We start from the raw sequence: 18598 nt of genomic DNA on the forward strand, positions 1-18598 counted from the left end.
TGGCAGCCGTTTTTCAGCCACTTAGCAAACGTTTCGGAGAGCCGGATGGCTAACCAAGGGGTCAACACGGGGCGTCGCCGCTTCCTGACTGCCAGCACCGCCGTGGTCGGCGCGGTGGGCGTCGGGTTCGCCGCGGTGCCGTTCATCAGTTCCTGGAAGCCCAGTGCCCGGGCCCAGACGGCCGGCGCCCCGGTCGAGGTCGATATCAGCAAGATCGAGCTCGAACCCGGCATGCGCATGATCGTGCAGTGGCGCGGCCAGCCGGTCTGGATCTTCAAGCGCACGCCCGAACAGCTGGCGGCGCTGCCGACGCTCGACGATCAGCTGCGCGACCCGGACTCGGACAATGCCGACCAGACCCCGGCCTTCGCCAAGAACCCGGCCCGCTCGATCAAGCCCGAAGTGGCGGTCATCGTCGGCATCTGCACCCACCTGGGCTGCTCGCCGAGCTACGTGCCGGAACTGCAGCCGCAGCCTTTCGACAGCGAATGGCAGGGCGGCTTCTACTGCCCCTGCCACAACTCGCGCTTCGACCTGGCCGGCCGCGTCTACCAGGGCGTGCCGGCGCCGTCGAACCTCAAGGTGCCGCCTTATTATTTCATCGACGACAACCGCGTCATGGTTGGCGTCGCCCCCGGGGAGGCTGCGTAAATGGCCAGCAAGTTCTCACGCGGCATCGACGGCGTGGTCACCTGGTTCAACGACCGCACCCCGGGCCTGATCCCTGCGTACAAGAAGCACATGTCGGAGTACTACGCTCCGAAGAACTTCAACCTCTGGTACTACTTCGGCTCGCTGGCCATGCTGGTGCTGGTCAACCAGATCGTCACCGGCATCTTCCTGACGATGCACTACAAGCCGTCCGCCGCCGAGGCCTTCGCTTCGGTCGAGTACATCATGCGCGACGTCGAGTGGGGCTGGCTGATCCGCTACATGCACTCCACCGGCGCTTCGCTGTTCTTCGTGGTGGTGTACCTGCACATGTTCCGTGGCCTTATCTACGGTTCGTACCAGAAGCCGCGCGAGCTGGTCTGGGTGCTGGGCGTGGTGATCTTCCTGGTGCTGATGGCCGAGGCCTTCATGGGCTACGTGCTGCCCTGGGGCCAGATGTCCTACTGGGGCGCGCAGGTCATCATCAACCTGTTCGGCACCATTCCCTTCATCGGGCCGGAGCTCACCGAGTGGATCCGCGGTGACTACCTGGTCGCCGACGCCACGCTCAACCGCTTCTTCGCCCTGCACGTGATCGCGCTGCCGCTGGTGCTGCTGCTGCTGGTCGTGCTGCACCTGGGCGCGCTGCACGAGGTGGGTTCGAACAACCCCGACGGCGTGGACATCAAGAAGGTCAAGGACCCGGCCACGGGCAAGCCCCGCGACGGCATCGCCTTCCACCCGTACTACACGGTCAAGGACCTGTTCGGCGCCGGCTTCTTCCTGGTGCTGTTCGCCTTCATCGTGTTCTTCGCCCCGACGATGGGCGGCTGGTTCCTGGAGTGGGACAACTTCATCGAAGCCAACCCCATGGTCACGCCGTCGCACATCAAGCCGGTGTGGTACTTCACCCCGTTCTACGCGATGCTGCGCGCCATCCCGCATCCGCTGTTCGGCGTGATCGTCATGGGCGGCGCCACCATGATCCTGTTCGCGCTGCCGTGGCTGGACCGCTGCAAGGTCCGCTCCATCCGCTACCGCCCGATGCTGCACAAGGTGCTGATCACGCTGTTCTGCATCAGCTTCGTGGTGCTGGGCTGGCTGGGTGCGCAGTCGGGCTCGAACGCCCAGAAGCTGGTGGCCCAGATCCTGACCGCCTACTACTTCGCCTTCTTCATCCTCATGCCTTTCTGGTCCGCCATGGGCCAGACCAAGGCCGTTCCCGAGCGGGTGCCTTCGCATGACTAAGCTGCGCTGTTTCGCCTTCCTGCTGGTCCTGCTGCCGGCGCTTGGCCTGGCCGCCGGCCCGGGCCCGGCCCTGGAGCACGCTGGCACCGACCTGAGCGACAAGGCGTCGCTCCAGCGCGGCGCCGGCCTGTTCATGAACTACTGCGCGGGTTGCCACGCGCTGTCGATGCACCGCTATTCGCGCATCGCCAGCGACCTGGACCTGCCGCCGGAGCTGGTCGAGCAGTACCTGGTGCCGCCGCAGGCCGCCATCGGCGAGACCATCCGCACCGGCATCAATACCGGCGACGCCCAGGCCTGGTTCGGCGCCACCGCGCCCGACCTGAGCCTGGTCTCGCGGGCCAAGCTGGGCGGCGCCGACTGGGTGTACAGCTACCTCAAGGGCTTCTACATCGACGAAGCCCGCCCGATGGGCTGGAACAACACCGTGTTCCCGGGCGCCTCGATGCCCAACGTGCTCTGGGAACTGCAGGGCATCCAGCGCCCGGTCTACGACCAGGGCGACGACGGCGCTTCGCACCTGAGCAAGCTGGAACTGGCCACGCCCGGCCGCCAGAGCCCGGAAGAGTTCGACCGCACCGCCCGCGACATCAGCGCCTTCCTGCAGTACGTGGCCGAGCCGGCCGCCCTCAAGCGCGAGTCGATCGGCGTCTGGGTCGTCCTGTTCCTCGCCTTCTTCACCTTCATTGCTTACCTGCTGAAGCTGGAATACTGGCGCGACGTGCATTGATTCCCAAGGGAATCAATAACTTGGGGCCGCCAATTGGCGGCCCTTTGTTTTTCCGGGCCGCCGGCTTGCGGGAAAGCCGGCATTTCGGGCAGGGTTAAGGCTTCCGATGACCGCCGGCAGGGGCTGGCGGCACCCTGGGGGATCCCTTGATGGCTGCCAGTCCGCGCATTCGCAACGCCCTGACGCTGTTTTCCGCCCGCGATTGCGTCGTCTGCCACCGGGTCCGGCTGGTCCTGGCGGCCAAGGGCGTCAGCTACGACCTGATTCCGGTCGATCCGACCAACCCGCCCGAAGACCTGGTGGACCTCAATCCCTACCATTCCGTGCCCACCCTGGTGGACCGCGACCTGGTGCTTTACGCGGCCTCGGTGGTGTCCGAATACCTGGACGAACGTTACCCGCACCCGCCGCTGATGCCGGTGGACCCACTGTCGCGCGCGCGCCTGCGCCTGGCGATGCTGCGCCTGGAACACGACTGGGTCCCGCACGTGCAGGCGGTGCAGCACGGCACCAAGGCCCAGGCCGATGCCGGGCGCAAGCGCCTGAAGGAGCTGCTTATCGCCTCGCTGCCCCTGTTCAAGGCCTCCAAGTTCTTCCTGAACCCGGAAATGAGCCTGGCCGACTGCGCCATTGCGCCAATCGTCTGGCGCCTGCCGTCGCTGGGCGTGCAGCTGCCCAAGGAGGCCAAGGTCATCGAGGACTACGGCAACCGGATCTTCCGCAACCCGGCCTACCTGCGCAGCCTGACCCCGGAAGAAAGGGCGCTGCGCGATATCCCGCAATGACCCAGGCACCCCGGATGGGATCCAACCGCCCCTACCTGCTGCGGGCGCTCAACGAGTGGATCAACGACAACGGCATGACGCCCTACCTGCTCGTGGACGCCGCGCGCGACGACGTGCAGGTGCCGGCCGGCACGGTGAAGGACGGCAAGGTCGTGCTCAACATCGCCCCGCGCGCGGTCGCCCAGCTGCTTATCGACAACCAGGGCGTCAGTTTCATGGCGCGGTTCGGCGGGGTCAGCCAGTCGGTGTACGTGCCGGTGGGCGCGGTGCTGGCGATCTACGCCCAGGAAACCGGCCAGGGCATGATGCTGCCCGATGACGGTGCCGACGTGGACGGAAACGGGGGCGAATCGCCCGACGATCCGCCGCCGGGCCCGGACGCGGGCGGCGAAGCGCCGAGGCGCAGCCATCTTCGCGTGGTCAAGTAGTCCCGGTATCGGGCGCCGGCGGCACCGGGCCGGCCAGGGCCTTGAGCCTGCGCCCGTGCAATACGATGCGGCCGGCGTGGCGATCTTCGCCGCCGGTGGAGTATTCGAAGCCGTAGTGGCGTTCCAGGCCCAGCCAGCCGTCGGGGCCCCGACGCAGCCGGATCGCCAGCAAATGCACGCTCTGGTCCAGCCATTGCACGCCCGCGCGTGCACAAGCGCGCTGTCCGATGACAGTGGCTGTTTCCGCGGCCGCGCGCCCGGCGTACCAGAAGACGACCACGGCCATGGCGAAGAGGGAGACGAGCAGGGTGCCGAGCATGTGCGAAGTGTGGGGGCGGCCGGCCCCCGCCACAAGCTGCCCCCTCCCCGGTTCGTGAAGACGTGGCTAAGATAGGCCCGGACCCCGGCCCGGCCGGCGGGCGGCGATTCGCAGGAGAGCGAAGATGAAACTGGTGTTTCCCAACGGCGAACATCCCCAGGTGCTGCTCAGCCATGGCGTCAACCGCATCGGGTCGGCGGGCGAGGGCGCGGTGTTGCTGCAGGCCGAGGGCGTGGTGGCGCATCACTGCGAAATCCACGTGACCACCACCGGCGCCAACCTGCAGGTTCCCGCCGAGGGCGGGCCGGTCAGCGTAAACGGCAAGCCGGTGTCGGACATCATGGCGCTGCGTGCCGGCGACATGATCGGCATCGGACCAGTGCAGGCCCGCTTCGCCATCGTCGAGGCAGCGCGTTCCGCGCCGGCGGCGGCCGGCGGTGCCGCGGCGAACGAAGACGGCGACAACGGCGCCACGCGCGTGCGCCTGGCGGTGCCCAAGTTCGTGCTGCGCGGCGTCTCGGGCGCGGTCTTCGGCAAGGTCTATCCGGTCACCGGGCCGGTGGTCATCGGCCGCGCGGCCGAAGCCGACATTTCCGTGGCGGCCGAGGAGATCTCGCGTCGGCATGCGCTGGTCAAGCCCACGCCCGACGGCCTGCAGGTCGAGGACCTGGGTTCGTCCAACGGCACCTACATCAACGGCAAACGCGTCCAGCAGGGTTTCCTGAGGCCGGGCGACGAACTGCGCCTGGATTCGGTCCGGCTGATCCTGGTGGCGCCGGGCATGGAAATGGCCCAGCAGGCCACCCGCGTGGCCCCGGCCGAAGCCAAGGCGCCGGCGGCGGCTGCCCCGGGCGTAAGCAAATGGGTGCCGATCATGCTGACGGCGGCGGCGCTGCTGGTGATCGTCGCGCTGTTCCTCAGCCGCGGCTGATCTATCGCGGCGGCGGTCCCAGCCGCAGCGACAGGTCCAGCGCCTGCACGTGTTTGGTGAGGGCGCCGATCGACACGTAGTCAACGCCCGTGGCCGCGATGGCGCGCAGGCGTTCGAGCGTGACGCCGCCGGAGACTTCCAGCGGGATCCGTCCGGCGGCGCGGCGCACCGCCTCGCGCAGGTCGGCTTCGCTGAACTCATCGACCAGGATGCGGTCGCAGCCGGCGGCCAGGGCCTGGTCGAGTTCGTCCAGCGTCTCCACTTCCACGATCAGCGGCAGCTCCGGGTGCAGCGAGCGCGCCGCGGCCACGGCCGCCTGGATCGAGCCGGCGGCGTGGATGTGGTTTTCCTTCAGCATCACCGCGTCGTAAAGGCCAATGCGGTGGTTGAGCCCGCCGCCGGCGCGCACGGCGTATTTCTGCGCCTGGCGCAGGCCGGGCAGGGTCTTGCGGGTGTCGAGCACGCGCGTCCGGCTGCCGGCCAGCACAGCGACATAGTCAGCGGTGCGGGTGGCGGTGGCCGACAGCGTCTGCAGGAAGTTCAGCGCTGGGCGTTCGGCGCTGACCAGGGCCCGGCTGCGGCCGCGCAGGACCACGAGCACGGTGCCGGCTTCGACGGCCTGGCCTTCGGCCACGCGCCAGTCGATCTGCATGGCCGGGTCGAGTGCCAGGAAGCAGGCGTCGAACCAGGGCCGGCCGGCAACCACGCCGGCCTCCTTGGCGATCACGTAGGCCTGGCTGCCTTCGTCGGGCAGCAGCTGCGCGGTGGCGTCGCCGCTGCCCAGGTCTTCGGCCAGGGCGCGTGCGACATCGCCGGCCACCACGTCGGCGGGCGGGGCGGCAACGGGCGTGGCCATGTCAGCGCGGGAAGCCGTCGACCTGGTCGGTGGCCAGGGCTTCGTCGGCCAGCAGCACCGGGATGCCGTCGTCCACGCGATAGGCCGTGCGGCGGTCGCGGGTGACCAGGCCTTCGGCCAGGGCCTCGGCCTGCGGGCTGCCGTCGGCGCGGGTGACGCCGCCGGCGGCGATGGCGCGGTTGATCGCCTCCAGTTCGGCGCTGCCGAGCAGGGCCAGGGGCTGCTTGCTGGTCGGGCAGCACAGGATGTCGAGCAATTTGCGGTCCATGGGGCCGGTGTCCGGACGGTGGGCAAGGGTCTAGAATAGCCTTTTGCCGAAGTGGGCCGCCATGAACCAAGCCGCCAACAACCCGCTGGTCGGGGTCATCATGGGCTCCCGGTCCGACTGGGAGACGATGCAGCACGCCGTGTCCCGGCTCGAGAAGCTGGGCGTGGCGCACGAAGTGCGCGTGGTGTCCGCGCACCGCACGCCCGACCTGCTGACCGAATACGCCAAGGCCGCCGAAGGCCGCGGCCTGCGCGCGATCATCGCCGGCGCCGGCGGCGCCGCCCACCTGCCGGGCATGGTGGCCGCGATGACGCCGCTGCCGGTGCTGGGCGTGCCGGTGCAAAGCAAGGCGCTCAACGGCCTCGATTCCCTGCTGTCGATCGTGCAGATGCCCGCGGGCATCCCGGTGGCGACCTTCGCGATCGGCGTCGCCGGCGCCGCCAATGCCGGCCTGTTCGCCGCCGCGCTGGTGGCACAGCACGACAAGGGCGTGCGCGAGGCCCTGGCCCGCTTCCGCGCCGACCAGACCCGCGACGTGCTCGAGCACGCGGACCCGCGCCAGCCGTGACCACCGTCGGCATCCTCGGCGGCGGGCAGCTGGCCCGCATGATGGCCCTGGCCGGCGCGCCGCTGGGCCTGCGCTTCCTGGTGCTCGACGCCACCCCCGACGCCTGCGCCGGCCAGTTCGCGCCGATGCTGCAGGCCGACTACCGCGACCAGGCCGGCCTGGCCGAGTTCGCCGAACGCGTGGACGTGGCCACCTTCGATTTCGAGAACGTGCCCGCCGAAAGCGCGCGCTGGCTGGCCGAGCGCGTGCCGGTGTTCCCGAACCCGCGTGCACTGGCCGTGGCCCAGGACCGGCTGGCGGAAAAAACCCTGTTCCGCGAACTGGGCATCCCGGTACCGCCGTTCGCGACCGTCGACAGCCGCGAAGAGCTCGACGCCGCGCTGGCCACGGTTGGCGCGCCCTGCATCCTCAAGACGCGCCGGCTCGGCTACGACGGCAAGGGCCAGTTCCGCATCAAGTCGCCGGCCGATGCCGACGCGGCCTGGCAGGCGCTGGGCGCGCAGGCGGACAGCGTCGGCCTGATCCTTGAGGGTTTCGTGGCTTTCCAGCGTGAATTGTCGGTGGTGGCGGTGCGCGGCCGCGACGGCGAACTGCGGGCCTGGCCGCTGACCGAAAACTGGCACGACCACGGCATCCTTTCCGCCAGCCTGGCACCGGCCAATGCCGACCCGGCGCTGGAGGCCCAGGCCCTGGACGCGGCCCGCCGCGTGGCGGAGTCGCTGGACTACGTGGGCGTGTTCGCGCTGGAGCTGTTCCTGAAGGACGGCGTGCTGGTGGCGAACGAAATGGCGCCGCGCGTGCACAACTCCGGCCACTGGACGATCGAGGGCGCGGAAACCTCGCAGTTCCAGAACCACCTGCGCGCGGTGCTGGGCCTGCCGCTGGGCAGCACGCGGGCGGTGGGCCATGCGGTGATGCTGAACTGGATCGGCGAAATGCCGGAGGCGGCACCGGTGCTGGCCGAGGCCAGTGGCCACTGGCACGACTACGGCAAGTCGCCGCGCGAAGGCCGCAAGGTCGGCCACGCCACGCTGCGCGCCGACAGCCCGGCCGAACTGGCGGAAGCACTCGAACGTATTGGCCGCGCGCTGGGCCGCGAAACCCAGGTTTCCCCGGTTATCTCGCGGCTGCGAGAATCCAACCTGTAGAAGCGCCTTCAGGCGCGAACCTTTTGCCTTGCCCTTAGGCCAAGAAAAGCGCCGCCTTCGCAGCTGTCGCGGGTGGAGGCGCCGCGCCTTCGCCCCGACCGACACGCCGTGAACCCATCCATGGGGGCTCCTCGTCGACATCCATGTCTCCGAGGGTCGGCCGGGGCGAAGACGCGACACCTCCTCAACGCCACGTGGTGGCCGATGGGAAAGCAGGTTTTCGGCAAATCGAAGCGTCAGCGCATTCGTCACAGACAAGCGAGCGCGCTTTGCGCATTTGATTTCCTGGCGGCCCCGACGTTCATTCCAGGAGGTAGCGTGCAGTCGCCCTGGCCGACCATCGGAGACATGGATGTCGACGATGAGCCTACACGGACGTACTTGCGGCGTGTCGGCCAGGGCGACTGCACGCTGCCTCCACCCGCGCAAGAAACGCGAACCGGCGCTCTGCTTGGCCAAAGACCAAGGCAGAAGATTCGCGCCTGAAGGCGCTCCTACAAGGGGTCTGCGTCGGGCGGGAAGACGACGACGTGGGCCAGGTCGGGGAATACGCGCAGGCGGCTGCCGGGCTGGCGCTGCTGGTGGCTGGGCACCAGCGACATCAGTACCGTGCCGTCGCCCAGGCGCAGGGTATGCAGGGTGTCGGCGCCGCGGAAGGCAATCGCGGTCACTTCGGCTTCGATGCCGCCTTCGTCCACGGGACGCAGGTCGTCGGGGCGCAGCAGCACGCGCACTTCGCTGCCGTCCGGCCAGGGCATCGGGCGCGCGACCTCAAGTTCGCCCAGCGCCGTCGCGACCCGGTTGCCCGGCATCACGCGTGCCGCCAGGAAACGCCCCTCGCCCACGAACGACGCCACGAAGGGCGTGGCGGGCCGGTGGTAGAGCTCGAAGCCCGGCGCCCACTGCAGCAATCGCCCGCCCTGCATCACGCCCACCGTGTCGGCGAAGGCGAAGGCTTCTTCCTGGTCGTGCGTGACCAGCAGCGCGGCGATGCCCAGCTGCCGCAGCAGGCCGCGCAGGTCTTCGCGCAGCCGTCCGCGCAGGTCGGCGTCGAGGCTGGAGAACGGTTCGTCGAGCAGCAGCAGGTCGGGGCGCGGCGCCAGGGAGCGCGCAAGCGCCACGCGCTGCTGCTGGCCGCCGGAAAGTTCGTGGGGATAACGCTGGTCCAGCCCGTCCAGGCCGATCAGCGCCAGGGTCTCGCGGCTGCGCTGCGCACGTTCGGAACGCCCGAGCCGGTGCAGGCCGAAGCCGACGTTTTCAGCCACCGTGAGGTGGGGGAAAAGCGCCAGGTCCTGGAACACGAACCCCAGGCCGCGTGCTTCCGGTGCCAACGGCAGGGCATCCTTGCCGCGCAGGCGGAGCTCACCCGACGCCGGTGCGTGGAAGCCGGCGATGGCGCGCAGCAGCGTGGTCTTGCCGCAGCCGCTGGGGCCAAGCAGGCAGCCCAGTTCGCCCGGACCCAGGTCCAGGTCGAGCTCGCGCACCGCCGGCTGCCCCGCGTAAGCGCAGGACAGCCGCCGGATCGACAGCAGGCTTGGGGCCATCCGGCCTCAGGCCATCTGGCTGGCGACGAAGTCCCAGTTCACCAGGTTCCAGAACGCCTCGACGTACTTCGGCCGCGCGTTGCGGTAATCGATGTAGTACGCGTGTTCCCAGACGTCGCAGGTCAGCAGCGGCTTGTCGCTGCCGGTCAGCGGCGTGGCGGCGTTGGGCGTGCTGACCAGGGCCAGCGAACCGTCCGGACGCTGCACCAGCCAGCCCCAGCCGGAGCCGAAGGTGGTGATGGCGGTCTGCGAGAACTGTTCCTTGAACTGCGCGAAGCTGCCGAAGGCCTTGTTGATGGCCTCGGCCAGGGCGCCGGTCGGCTCGCCGCCGCCGCTGGGCGACAGGCAGTTCCAGTAGAAGGTGTGGTTCCAGACCTGGGCGGCGTTGTTGAACATGCCGCCCTGTGCCTTGCGGATGATGGCTTCGAGGTCCATGGACTCGAACTCGGTGCCTTCGATCTGCTTGTTGAGGTTGGTGACGTAGGTCTGGTGGTGCTTGCCGTAGTGGAAATCGATGGTTTCGGCCGAGATGTGCGGCTCGAGCGCGGCGCGATCGTAGGGCAGGGCGGGAAGTTCGATGGCCATGGGCTGACTCCTTTCGGGTGGGGGAAGGCGCCGGTGGGGCGCCGAGCCGTATAATTCTAGCCCCATCGCGCCCCGGACCCGGGTCGCGGCGAAACGGAGCTTCACATGAGCGTCATGGACCGCATCAAGGCCGAGGTCGAAGGCCACCCGATCGTGCTTTTCATGAAAGGCACGCCGCAGTTCCCCATGTGCGGCTTTTCCAGCCGCGCCGCGCAGGCGCTCAAGACCGCCGGGGCCACCGGCTTCCACACCGTCAACGTGCTCGCCGACCCGGAGCTGCGCGCCAACCTGCCGCGCTATTCCGACTGGCCGAGCTTCCCCCAGCTGTTCGTCAACGGCGAACTGATCGGTGGCTGCGACATCACCCTGGACCTGCTCGACAGCGGCGAACTGGCGCGCATGGTCGCCGAGGCGCAGAAGGCCGCATGAGCAGCACGCCCGTCCCGCTGCCCGGGGTCGCCGCCGACGCCCTGGCCGGCCGGGTCATCCTGGTCACCGGTGCCCATGGTGGCCTGGGCGCCGAGGCCGCCAAGGCCTGTGCGCGGGCCGGCGCCACGGTGGTGCTGCTGGGCCGCAAGCTGCCCAAGCTCAACCGGGTCTACGACGCGGTGAAGGCCCTGGGGCCCGAACCGGCGCTGTATCCGGTCGACCTGGCCGGCGCCGACCCCGCCGACTACGCCCAGCTGGCCGAGAAGATTTCCGCCGAACTCGGTGGCCTGCACGGGGTGCTGCACTGCGCCGCCGAATTCACCGGGCTGGCGCCGCTGGAAGCAACCGAGCCGGAAGCCTTCGTGCGCTGCCTGCACGTCAATTTCACCGCGCCCTGGCTGCTGACCCAGGCCTGCCTGCCCTGGCTGCGCAAATCCGGTGATTCGGCCGTGGTCTTCACCACCGACGACCCGGCCCGGGTCGGCAAGGCCTACTGGGGCGCCTATGGCCTGGCCAAGCAGGGCCTGGCCAACCTGGTGCGCCAGCTCAGCGCCGAAACCGACCAGACCCCGGTGCGGGTGTCCGGCCTGGAGCCGGGGCCCATGCGCACCGACCTGCGCGCCCGCGCCTACGCCGACGAGATGCAGCTGCGGGTACCGGCCCCGGCGGCCTATGCGGCGGCCTGCGTGCACCTGCTGTCGCCGGCCGGCCTGGCCCACCGCGGCACCGTCTGGGCGCCCCGGGTGCCGGCATGACCATGCTGTCGGCAGCCCTGCTGCTGTTCCTGATCCTGGATCCGCTGGGCAACATCCCGGTGTTCCTGGGCCTGCTCAAGCCACTGCCCGCGGCCCGGCGCCGGCGGGTGCTGCTGCGCGAACTGCTGATCGCCCTGGGCGTGCTGTTCGTCTTCCTCTGGGGCGGCAAGTACGTGCTCGAGGCGATGCACCTGCGCCAGGAGTCGGTGTCGATCGCCGGCGGCATCGTGCTTTTCCTCATCGGCATCAAGATGATCTTCCCCAGCCCCGAAGGCATGTTCGGGGAGGTGCCCGAGGGCGAACCCTTCATCGTGCCCATGGCCATCCCCCTGGTCGCCGGCCCCTCGGGCATGGCGGCGGTGATGCTGCTGGCGGCCCAGGAGCCGGGCCGGATGGCCGACTGGAGCCTGGCCCTGGTGCTGGCCTGGGCGGCCACGGCGGCCCTGCTGTTCTCGGCCACCTACCTCTACAAGGTCCTGGGCATGCGGGTCCTGACCGCCGTGGAACGCCTGATGGGCATGCTGCTGGTGGCCATTTCGGTGCAGATGCTGCTCGACGGCGTGGCCGCCTATCTGCGGGCGCCGGGGTTGGGCTGAGGGCCCCGCCCGGGGGTGAGTCGCGCTGTCACCTGAATGACATGTAAGCCGGTTAGCGTGTTAAACTCTTGTTATTGCCACGGGGCAGGGGACTACCCGAACGCGGCAATCCTTCAAGGACTAGCCGTGCCTGTCCCGTCAGGCACCGCGGCGGGACGCCGCAGACAAATTTCCGACACTTTCCTTAAACCAGGGTTTCTCACCATGACCAATCGCAACCGGGTTCGGCTTTCGCAGCTTTCCCTCGGCCTCGCCTTCGCCCTCGCGGCGGCGCCGGCTTTCGCGCAGAACACCACCGCCGCCGTCAGTGGCCGCATCACCGGCGCCGACGAGCAGCCGGTTGCCGGCGCCCAGGTGACGATCGTGCACACCCCGTCGGGCACCTCCAGCAACGCCACCACCGGCGCTGACGGTCGCTATTCGGCGCGCGGCCTGCGCGTGGGTGGCCCGTACACCATCACCATCATGAAGGATGGCGAGGTCGAGGTCCGCGAGGGCGTGTACCTGCAGCTGGCCGAAACCACCGCCGTGGACGCCAGCCTGGGCGAAGACCTGGCTACCCTGGCCGCGGTCGAAGTGACGGGCACGGCCGTCATGTCCGAAGTGTTCTCCCCGGACAAGATGGGCACCGGCACCAACGTCAACCGCCAGCAGATCGAAACCCTGCCGTCGGCCGGCCGCAACATCCAGGACTACATCCGCACCGATCCGCGCATCTCGCAGATCTCCAAGTCCGACGGCGCCATCTCGGCCGGCGGCCAGAACACCCGCTACAACCTGATCAAGATCGACGGCGTCAGCGCCTCCGATCCGTTCGGCCTGGAGTCGAACAACCTGCCGACCGAGCGCCAGCCGGTTTCCATCGACGCGATCGAGGAAATCAACATCGACCTGGCCAACTACGACACCACCATCGCCGGCGGCACCGGCGCCGTGGTGAACGCGGTCACCAAGTCGGGCACCAATGAGTTCCACGGCTCGCTGTACTACACCCTGCGCGACGGTGACTGGGTCCGCAAGGACCTCGACGGCGTCGAGTTCAACGGCTTCGAGTCCGAAGACACCTACGGCGGCACCTTCGGTGGCCCGCTTATCAAGGACCGCCTGTTCTTCTTCGTGAACTACGAAAACTACGTGCGCACCGCGCCGGCCACCGGCTTCGGTTCCACCCCGTATGGTTCGGGCGACATCACCGACGCCGACATCGCGGCTGTGCAGGCGGCGGCCCAGGGCTACGGCTTCAACGCCGGCGGCATCGGCGGCCTGGACGCCGACACCGAGATCGAGGAATACGCGATCAAGCTGGACTGGAACATTTCCGACGCGCACCGCGCCGCGCTGCGCTACAGCTTCCTCGAGCAGGGCGTGCTGCGCTTCCCGCAGGTGGACAACAACTCCATCTCGCTCGACACCTTCTGGTACAACTACGCGAAGGAATTCGAGTCGACCGTGCTGGAAGTCTTCAGCGACTGGACCGACAACTTCTCGACCGAGTTCAAGGTCTCGCAGCGTGACTACACCGCGGTTCGCCAGACCAACTCGAACCTGCCCCAGATCCAGATCCAGGGCTTCGGTGGCAACAGCTCCATCTACATCGGCACCGAGCAGAACAGCCACGTCAACCTGATCGACACCGAGCAGACCACCCTGTTCGGCGCCGGCAACCTGTTCGTGGGCGACCACGAGATCAAGTTCGGCTTCGACTGGGAAAACAACGACGTCATCAACTTTTACGGCCGTGACCTCAACGGCACGTACACGTTCAACAGCCTGGCCGACTTCCAGGCCGGCAACTACAGCTTCTACGTGGTGCGCGCGCCGCGTCCCAACGGCGGCAGCTACGCCGACATCCCGGCGGCCTACACCCAGTCCAACACCGGCCTGTTCGTGCAGGACACCTGGGCGGTCAACTACAACCTGACCCTGATGTTCGGCCTGCGCTACGACAAGCCGGACTTCGACGACCAGCGCCTGTACAACGAGTACGTCTCGAACATCTACGGCTACGACAACTCCAACACCGTCGACGTCGACATCCTGCAGCCGCGCTTCGGCTTCAACTACACCTTCGACTCCGAGCGTCCGACCCAGATCCGCGGCGGCCTGGGCCTGTTCCAGGGTGCTTCGCCGAACGTCTGGCTGGCCGGCGCCTACCAGAACACCGGCCTGAACTACGTCCAGTACGAAGAGCGCAACGGCACCGGCTTCTCCGGCCCGGACCTGTACATCCCGCCGTCCGGCTCGAACGCGGCCTGCAGCCCGGTCCCGACCCTGCCCAACTGCCCGCGCCAGAACGTCGACATCATCGCGCCCGACTTCGCGCTGCCGTCGGTCTGGAAGGCCAACCTGGCGTTCGAACACGAGCTGCCGTGGCACGGCGTGGTGTTCTCGGCCGAGGCCCTGGTGACCAACACCAAGGACGGCATCTTCATCCAGCGTCTTGACCCGTTCAACGCCAACGGCGAGGGCATCACCGCCGTCGGTCCGGACGGCCGCGACCTGTTCTGGAACGCCAACGGCCTGGACCCGGACCGTGCCGGCAACTTCGGCATCTCCAACGGCACCAACGGCGCCTTCAACCGCGCCCTGCGCCCGAACGGCGTCGGCGACGTGTTCCTGATCAGCAACTCCGGCAAGGGCGAGAGCAAGCAGCTCACCTTCGGCCTGGACAAGCCGCTGATCGACACCTGGGGCTGGAGCCTGTTCTACACCTACACCGAAGCCACCGACGCCAGCCCGATGACCAGCTCGACCAACTCGTCGAACTGGGGCAGCAACCTCATCGGCGACCTGAACTCGGGTATCGCCTACAACTCGCGTTACGCGATCAAGGACCGCTTCACGGGTTCGCTGACCTGGCGCCACAACTTCTTCGCCGACTACGAAACCCGCGTGGGCCTGTTCTACGAAGGTCGTTCGGGCCGCCCGTTCAGCTACATCTTCCGCAACGACGCCAACGGCGACAGCGGCGGCTTCAACGACCTGTTCTACGTGCCGGCTGGCCCGGGCGACGTGGTCTGGACCCGTCCCGGCATGGAAGAAGCGTTCTTCGAGTGGCTTGAGCAGAACCCGGACCTGGCTGCCTACCGCGGCCAGATCGCCCCGGCCAATGCCTTCCGCACCCAGTGGGTGAACAGCTTCGACGTTCGCATCACCCAGGAACTGCCGGGCTTCGCCGAAGGCCACAAGTCCGTGCTGGCCCTGGACATCATGAACATCGGCAACATGCTCAACGAAGACTGGGGCATCATCGAGGACTACGGCTTCAACTCGACCCAGCAGCTGGCCAACTACGCCGGCATCTGCGGCCCGACCACCACGCTGGCCGCCTGCGCCGGCAACGAGGGTCGTTACGTTTACCACTGGACTGGCCCGGGCCCCGGCGCGCAGATCCAGGAAAACAACAACGACAAGGGCAACACCGCCGTTTCCCGCTGGTCGGTCATGCTGAGCTTCAAGTACCAGTTCTAATCCCGGTACGACGCGACACGGCGACGGCCGGCGGGAAACCGCCGGCCGTTTCCTTTTGGGGACTCCGGCGGTGCTAGAGTCGGCGGTCCAAAAACGAGAAGACAAAGAGAAAGCAGCGCCATGAGCGACACCCTTCCGAACGCCGTCACCGTCAACGCCCGCATTTCCCCGCGGGGTGGCCTGGACATCCTTTCCCGCGACGAAGTCGCCCGCCTGGCCGACGCCTCCACGGGTGGCCAACGCGACCTGCTGCGCCGCTGCGCCCTGGCCGTGCTGACCAGCGGCAGCGACTCCGACGACCCGCGCGCCGCCGCCCAGCGCTACGCCGGATTCGACATCGAAGTGCACCAGCAGGACCGTGGCATCAAGATCGAACTGCGCAATGCGCCGGCCGAAGCCTTCGTGGACGGCGAGATCATCCGCGGCATCGCCGAGAACCTGTTCGCCGTCGTGCGCGACATCGTCTACAACGCCAACGAGGTGGCCGAAGGCGGCCGCATCGACCTCGAGACCGGTCCCGGCATGACCGAGGCGGTGTTCGAGATCCTGCGCAACGCGCGGGTGATGAAGTCCTACATGGAGCCGAGCCTGGTGGTGTGCTGGGGCGGCCATTCGATCGGCCGCGACGAATACCTGTACACCAAGCGGGTGGGCTACGAACTGGGCCTGCGCGGCCTGGACATCTGCACCGGCTGCGGCCCGGGCGCCATGAAGGGCCCGATGAAGGGCGCCACGATCGCCCACGCCAAGCAGCGGCACTGGAAGCCGCGCTACATCGGCATCACCGAGCCCGGCATCATCGCGGCCGAATCACCAAACCCCATCGTCAACCACCTGGTGATCATGCCGGACATCGAAAAGCGCCTGGAAGCCTTCGTCCGGCTGGGGCACGGCATCATCGTGTTCCCGGGTGGCGTCGGCACGGCCGAAGAAATCCTGTACATGCTGGGCCTGCTGCTGCACCCGTCGAACCGGGACCTGCCGTTCCCGCTGATCCTGACCGGTCCGCGCGAGTCCGCCGCCTATTTCGAACAGATCGACCAGTTCCTGAAGCTGGCCCTGGGCGACGAGGCCCGCCAGCGCTACCAGATCATCGTGGACGACCCGGTGGCGGTCGCGACGGCCATGCGCCAGGGCCTGCGCAAGGTGCGCGAACACCGTCTGCACGAACAGGACGCGTTCTTCTTCAACTGGTCGCTGCACATCCCGTTCGAGTTCCAGCAGCCCTTCGCGCCCACCCACCAGGCCATGGCCGGGCTGAACCTGCACCGCGACCAGCCCCTGCACCTGCTGGCGGCCGACCTGCGCCGCGCGTTTTCCGGCATCGTCGCCGGCAACGTCAAGGAAGAGGGCATGCGCGAGATCGAAAAGTACGGCCCGTTCCGGATCAGCGGCGACACGGACATCATGCGGGCGCTCGACGCCCTGCTGCGCGCCTTCGTCGAACAGCGGCGGATGAAGATCGCCGGCGACTACGTGCCCTGCTACCAGGTCGTCGACGGCTAGGCCACAGGCAGGGTGATGGTGGCGACGTAGCGTCCGTCCAGCACCCGGGTTTCCAGCCGGCCACGCCCTTCGCTGAGCGCCTCGATGCGTTCGCGCGCCGAGGCCAGGCCGACCTGGTGGCCCGCGGCCGGCTTGCGCCCGGCGGGCGGCAGGTCGTTGCTGACCACCACGCGCACCTGGTCCACTTCCTCCACCACGGTCACGTCCAGGCGCCCGCCCCTGGGCGAGGGCTCGATGCCGTGGCGGATGGCGTTTTCGACCAGGGGCTGGATGGACAGGGCCGGCACCACTACGTCGGGCAGGGTCGGCGGCAGGCTCCAGTTCACCTGCAGGCGGTCGCCGAAACGCAGGCGTTCGATTTCCAGGTAGCGCCGGGCCAACTCCAGTTCGCCCGCCAGCGGCAGCTCGGACGGGCCCGACAGGGCGGCGCGGAACAGGTCGGCCAGGTCCAGCAGCAGCTGCTCGGCCTCGCCGGGGCGCGCGTGCACCAGGGCGGCGCCGGTATTGAGCGTGTTGAACAGGAAATGCGGCCGGATGCGCGCCTGCAGGGCCTCGAGTTCGGACTGCTTGGCCTGGATGGCCAGCTGCCGGGAGCGCCAGACGCTCTGGAAGGCGGCCAGGCCCAGCAAACCCATCGCCAGGGCCATGCCCGACAGGCGGGCGATCCAGGCCAGGTCGTGCCCGCCGCGTCCGGGCGTGGTGTCGGGAAGAAGCCAGGCGGCCAGGCCCCCGGCGATCCAGGTCGCCGCCAGAAGCAGCACCAGGGCAAGCCAGGCCTGCGAGGCGGGGCGCAGGCGCAGGAAGAGGCCGCGGAAGAGAAAGGTGCCGGAAAGGCTCAGCAGCACGATCCACTGGATCATCAGCGACGCCAGGCCGAAATAGACCCAGCGGTCGGAGCCCACGCCCGGTGCCAGCGCCAGGACCAGTGCCAGCGCCTCGCCGGCCACCACCAGCGCGGTGATGGCCGGTGCCTTCCAGAGCAGTTCGATCGGGGTAGGGTGGGATTCGCTGCGGGTCATCACGGGCTCTCCGGTCCGCACCATCATGCCAGTCCCGGGGCCTGGCCTGGCCGGGGCCACTCGGGCCCCGGAATCACCCGCCCATCGGCTGAAGGTGGCGACCGGGCCTGGCCCCGACTACCTTGGCCACTGAAATCCTGGGGAATCCCATGACTGCAAAAGCCTCCCCCCGCAACGCGTTGCACCCGATGCTGCCCCAGGGCGGTTTCACGCTGCTGGAACTGCTGGTGGTGATCATCATCATCGCCGTGGTCTCGGCCATCGCGTTCCCGAACTTCCAGATCATGATCACCAACAACCGCCTCGCCAGCGGCGCCAACGAGGTCCTGGCCGGCATGCAGATGGCCCGCATGGAGGCCATGCGCCGCAATACGCGGGTCGTGGTCTGTCCCAGCACCAACGGGACGGCCTGCGGTGGCACCGACTGGTCCCGCCACATCGCCTTCGTCGACACCAATCGTGATGGCGCGGTGACCGGCGCCGAAGTCGTGGTGCGCGACACCATCGTGCGGGCACCGGCCGTGGTCGGGGTGAGCGCCGCCATCTCCGGCGCGACGCCCGCGCACCGCATCACCTTCCGCCCGGACGGCCTTGCCCGCCCCGGCAACGATCGCAACATCCTCGCGGCCACGCTGCAGGTCTGCGTCGCCACCACCCGGCCGGCCGGCAATGCCCGGCTGGTTCGTCTTTCGGGCGCGCGGGTGTCGGTGGACGCCCCTGCGGTCAACGCCGCCTGCGCTGCACCGGCCAACCAATGAGCT

20 protein-coding genes are annotated in these 18598 nt (G+C 68.5%); 14 read left to right on the plus strand and 6 right to left on the minus strand.

Annotated features, from left to right (window positions below; translation table 11 throughout):
- Positions 1-45 precede the first annotated feature (45 nt).
- The 5 genes from petA (at position 46) to IEX13_RS01810 (ending at position 3842) form a co-directional block, all read left to right on the plus strand.
- Positions 46-651: a ubiquinol-cytochrome c reductase iron-sulfur subunit gene (petA, locus tag IEX13_RS01790; protein WP_188660545.1), complete on the plus strand. Its 606-nt coding sequence runs from the start codon at positions 46-48 to the stop codon at positions 649-651.
- Positions 652-1899 carry a cytochrome b gene (locus IEX13_RS01795; RefSeq protein WP_188660547.1) on the plus strand — a complete coding sequence of 416 codons (1248 nt, stop codon included), beginning with the start codon at positions 652-654 and terminating at the stop codon, positions 1897-1899.
- Entirely contained in the window at positions 1892-2629 is a 738-nt protein-coding gene (locus IEX13_RS01800) for a cytochrome c1 (protein WP_188660549.1), read from the plus strand. The genes IEX13_RS01795 and IEX13_RS01800 overlap by 8 nt, the downstream gene beginning before the upstream one ends.
- A gap of 149 nt (positions 2630-2778) precedes the next feature.
- Positions 2779-3414 (plus strand): glutathione S-transferase N-terminal domain-containing protein, encoded by a 636-nt coding sequence (locus IEX13_RS01805; protein ID WP_188660551.1) that lies wholly within the window; start codon positions 2779-2781, stop codon positions 3412-3414.
- Positions 3411-3842 (plus strand): ClpXP protease specificity-enhancing factor, encoded by a 432-nt coding sequence (locus IEX13_RS01810; protein WP_188660554.1) that lies wholly within the window; start codon positions 3411-3413, stop codon positions 3840-3842. Before IEX13_RS01805 ends, IEX13_RS01810 begins: the two co-directional genes overlap by 4 nt.
- Here IEX13_RS01810 and IEX13_RS01815 read toward each other — a convergent pair.
- Positions 3835-4161 (minus strand): DUF3301 domain-containing protein, encoded by a 327-nt coding sequence (locus tag IEX13_RS01815; protein ID WP_188660557.1) that lies wholly within the window; start codon positions 4159-4161, stop codon positions 3835-3837. The two genes, IEX13_RS01810 and IEX13_RS01815, sit on opposite strands and share 8 nt — an antisense overlap.
- A gap of 124 nt (positions 4162-4285) precedes the next feature.
- Here IEX13_RS01815 and IEX13_RS01820 point away from each other — a divergent pair, with 124 nt between their 5' ends.
- On the plus strand, positions 4286-5092 hold the full coding sequence (locus IEX13_RS01820; protein WP_188660560.1) for an FHA domain-containing protein: 807 nt from the start codon (positions 4286-4288) through the stop codon (positions 5090-5092).
- Between the two features lies 1 nt (position 5093).
- On the opposite strand, the gene nadC is transcribed toward IEX13_RS01820, so the two are convergent.
- Together nadC and IEX13_RS01830 are read right to left on the minus strand one after the other, a co-directional pair.
- On the minus strand, positions 5094-5948 hold the full coding sequence (gene nadC, locus IEX13_RS01825; RefSeq protein ID WP_188660563.1) for a carboxylating nicotinate-nucleotide diphosphorylase: 855 nt from the start codon (positions 5946-5948) through the stop codon (positions 5094-5096).
- Position 5949: 1 nt separating this feature from the next.
- Positions 5950-6216: a Trm112 family protein gene (locus IEX13_RS01830; RefSeq protein ID WP_188660566.1), complete on the minus strand. Its 267-nt coding sequence runs from the start codon at positions 6214-6216 to the stop codon at positions 5950-5952.
- 61 nt (positions 6217-6277) lie between these two features.
- Here IEX13_RS01830 and purE point away from each other — a divergent pair, with 61 nt between their 5' ends.
- A complete protein-coding gene (gene purE, locus IEX13_RS01835; protein WP_188660569.1) occupies positions 6278-6784 on the plus strand; it encodes a 5-(carboxyamino)imidazole ribonucleotide mutase in 507 nt (168 codons plus the stop codon).
- On the plus strand, positions 6781-7932 hold the full coding sequence (locus IEX13_RS01840; protein WP_188660572.1) for a 5-(carboxyamino)imidazole ribonucleotide synthase: 1152 nt from the start codon (positions 6781-6783) through the stop codon (positions 7930-7932). The genes purE and IEX13_RS01840 overlap by 4 nt, the downstream gene beginning before the upstream one ends.
- A 494-nt stretch (positions 7933-8426) precedes the next feature.
- Here the strand turns inward: IEX13_RS01840 and IEX13_RS01845 are convergent, their stop codons facing one another.
- Together IEX13_RS01845 and IEX13_RS01850 are read right to left on the minus strand one after the other, a co-directional pair.
- Positions 8427-9476, minus strand: a complete 1050-nt coding sequence (locus IEX13_RS01845; protein WP_188660574.1) for an ABC transporter ATP-binding protein — start codon at positions 9474-9476, stop codon at positions 8427-8429.
- 6 nt (positions 9477-9482) lie between these two features.
- A complete protein-coding gene (locus IEX13_RS01850) occupies positions 9483-10061 on the minus strand; it encodes a superoxide dismutase (protein ID WP_188660577.1) in 579 nt (192 codons plus the stop codon).
- A gap of 105 nt (positions 10062-10166) precedes the next feature.
- Between IEX13_RS01850 and grxD the strand changes: the two genes are divergently transcribed.
- The 5 genes from grxD to ppnN all read left to right on the plus strand — a co-directional run bounded on the left by grxD (position 10167) and on the right by ppnN (position 16818).
- Positions 10167-10490: a Grx4 family monothiol glutaredoxin gene (gene grxD / locus IEX13_RS01855; protein WP_188660579.1), complete on the plus strand. Its 324-nt coding sequence runs from the start codon at positions 10167-10169 to the stop codon at positions 10488-10490.
- Positions 10487-11245: an SDR family NAD(P)-dependent oxidoreductase gene (locus IEX13_RS01860; RefSeq protein WP_188660583.1), complete on the plus strand. Its 759-nt coding sequence runs from the start codon at positions 10487-10489 to the stop codon at positions 11243-11245. Before grxD ends, IEX13_RS01860 begins: the two co-directional genes overlap by 4 nt.
- Complete coding sequence (locus tag IEX13_RS01865; protein ID WP_188660586.1) at positions 11242-11841, plus strand: YhgN family NAAT transporter; 600 nt, start codon at positions 11242-11244, stop codon at positions 11839-11841. Before IEX13_RS01860 ends, IEX13_RS01865 begins: the two co-directional genes overlap by 4 nt.
- A 204-nt stretch (positions 11842-12045) precedes the next feature.
- Entirely contained in the window at positions 12046-15312 is a 3267-nt protein-coding gene (locus IEX13_RS01870; RefSeq protein WP_188660587.1) for a TonB-dependent receptor, read from the plus strand.
- A 120-nt stretch (positions 15313-15432) separates the two neighbouring features.
- Positions 15433-16818, plus strand: coding sequence for a nucleotide 5'-monophosphate nucleosidase PpnN (ppnN, locus tag IEX13_RS01875; protein WP_188660591.1), 1386 nt, complete (start codon positions 15433-15435; stop codon positions 16816-16818).
- Here ppnN and IEX13_RS01880 read toward each other — a convergent pair.
- The gene (locus IEX13_RS01880; protein WP_188660594.1) at positions 16815-17837 is read right to left on the minus strand and encodes a sensor histidine kinase; all 1023 of its coding nucleotides are present in this window, start codon (positions 17835-17837) and stop codon (positions 16815-16817) included. The two genes, ppnN and IEX13_RS01880, sit on opposite strands and share 4 nt — an antisense overlap.
- Before the next feature lie 149 nt (positions 17838-17986).
- On the opposite strand from IEX13_RS01880, the gene IEX13_RS01885 reads away from it, so the two are divergent.
- Entirely contained in the window at positions 17987-18595 is a 609-nt protein-coding gene (locus IEX13_RS01885; protein ID WP_188660597.1) for a GspH/FimT family pseudopilin, read from the plus strand.
- The last annotated feature ends 3 nt before the right edge of the window (positions 18596-18598 follow it).

This window comes from Arenimonas soli, assembly GCF_014643775.1.
GTDB lineage: Bacteria > Pseudomonadota > Gammaproteobacteria > Xanthomonadales > Xanthomonadaceae > Arenimonas > Arenimonas soli.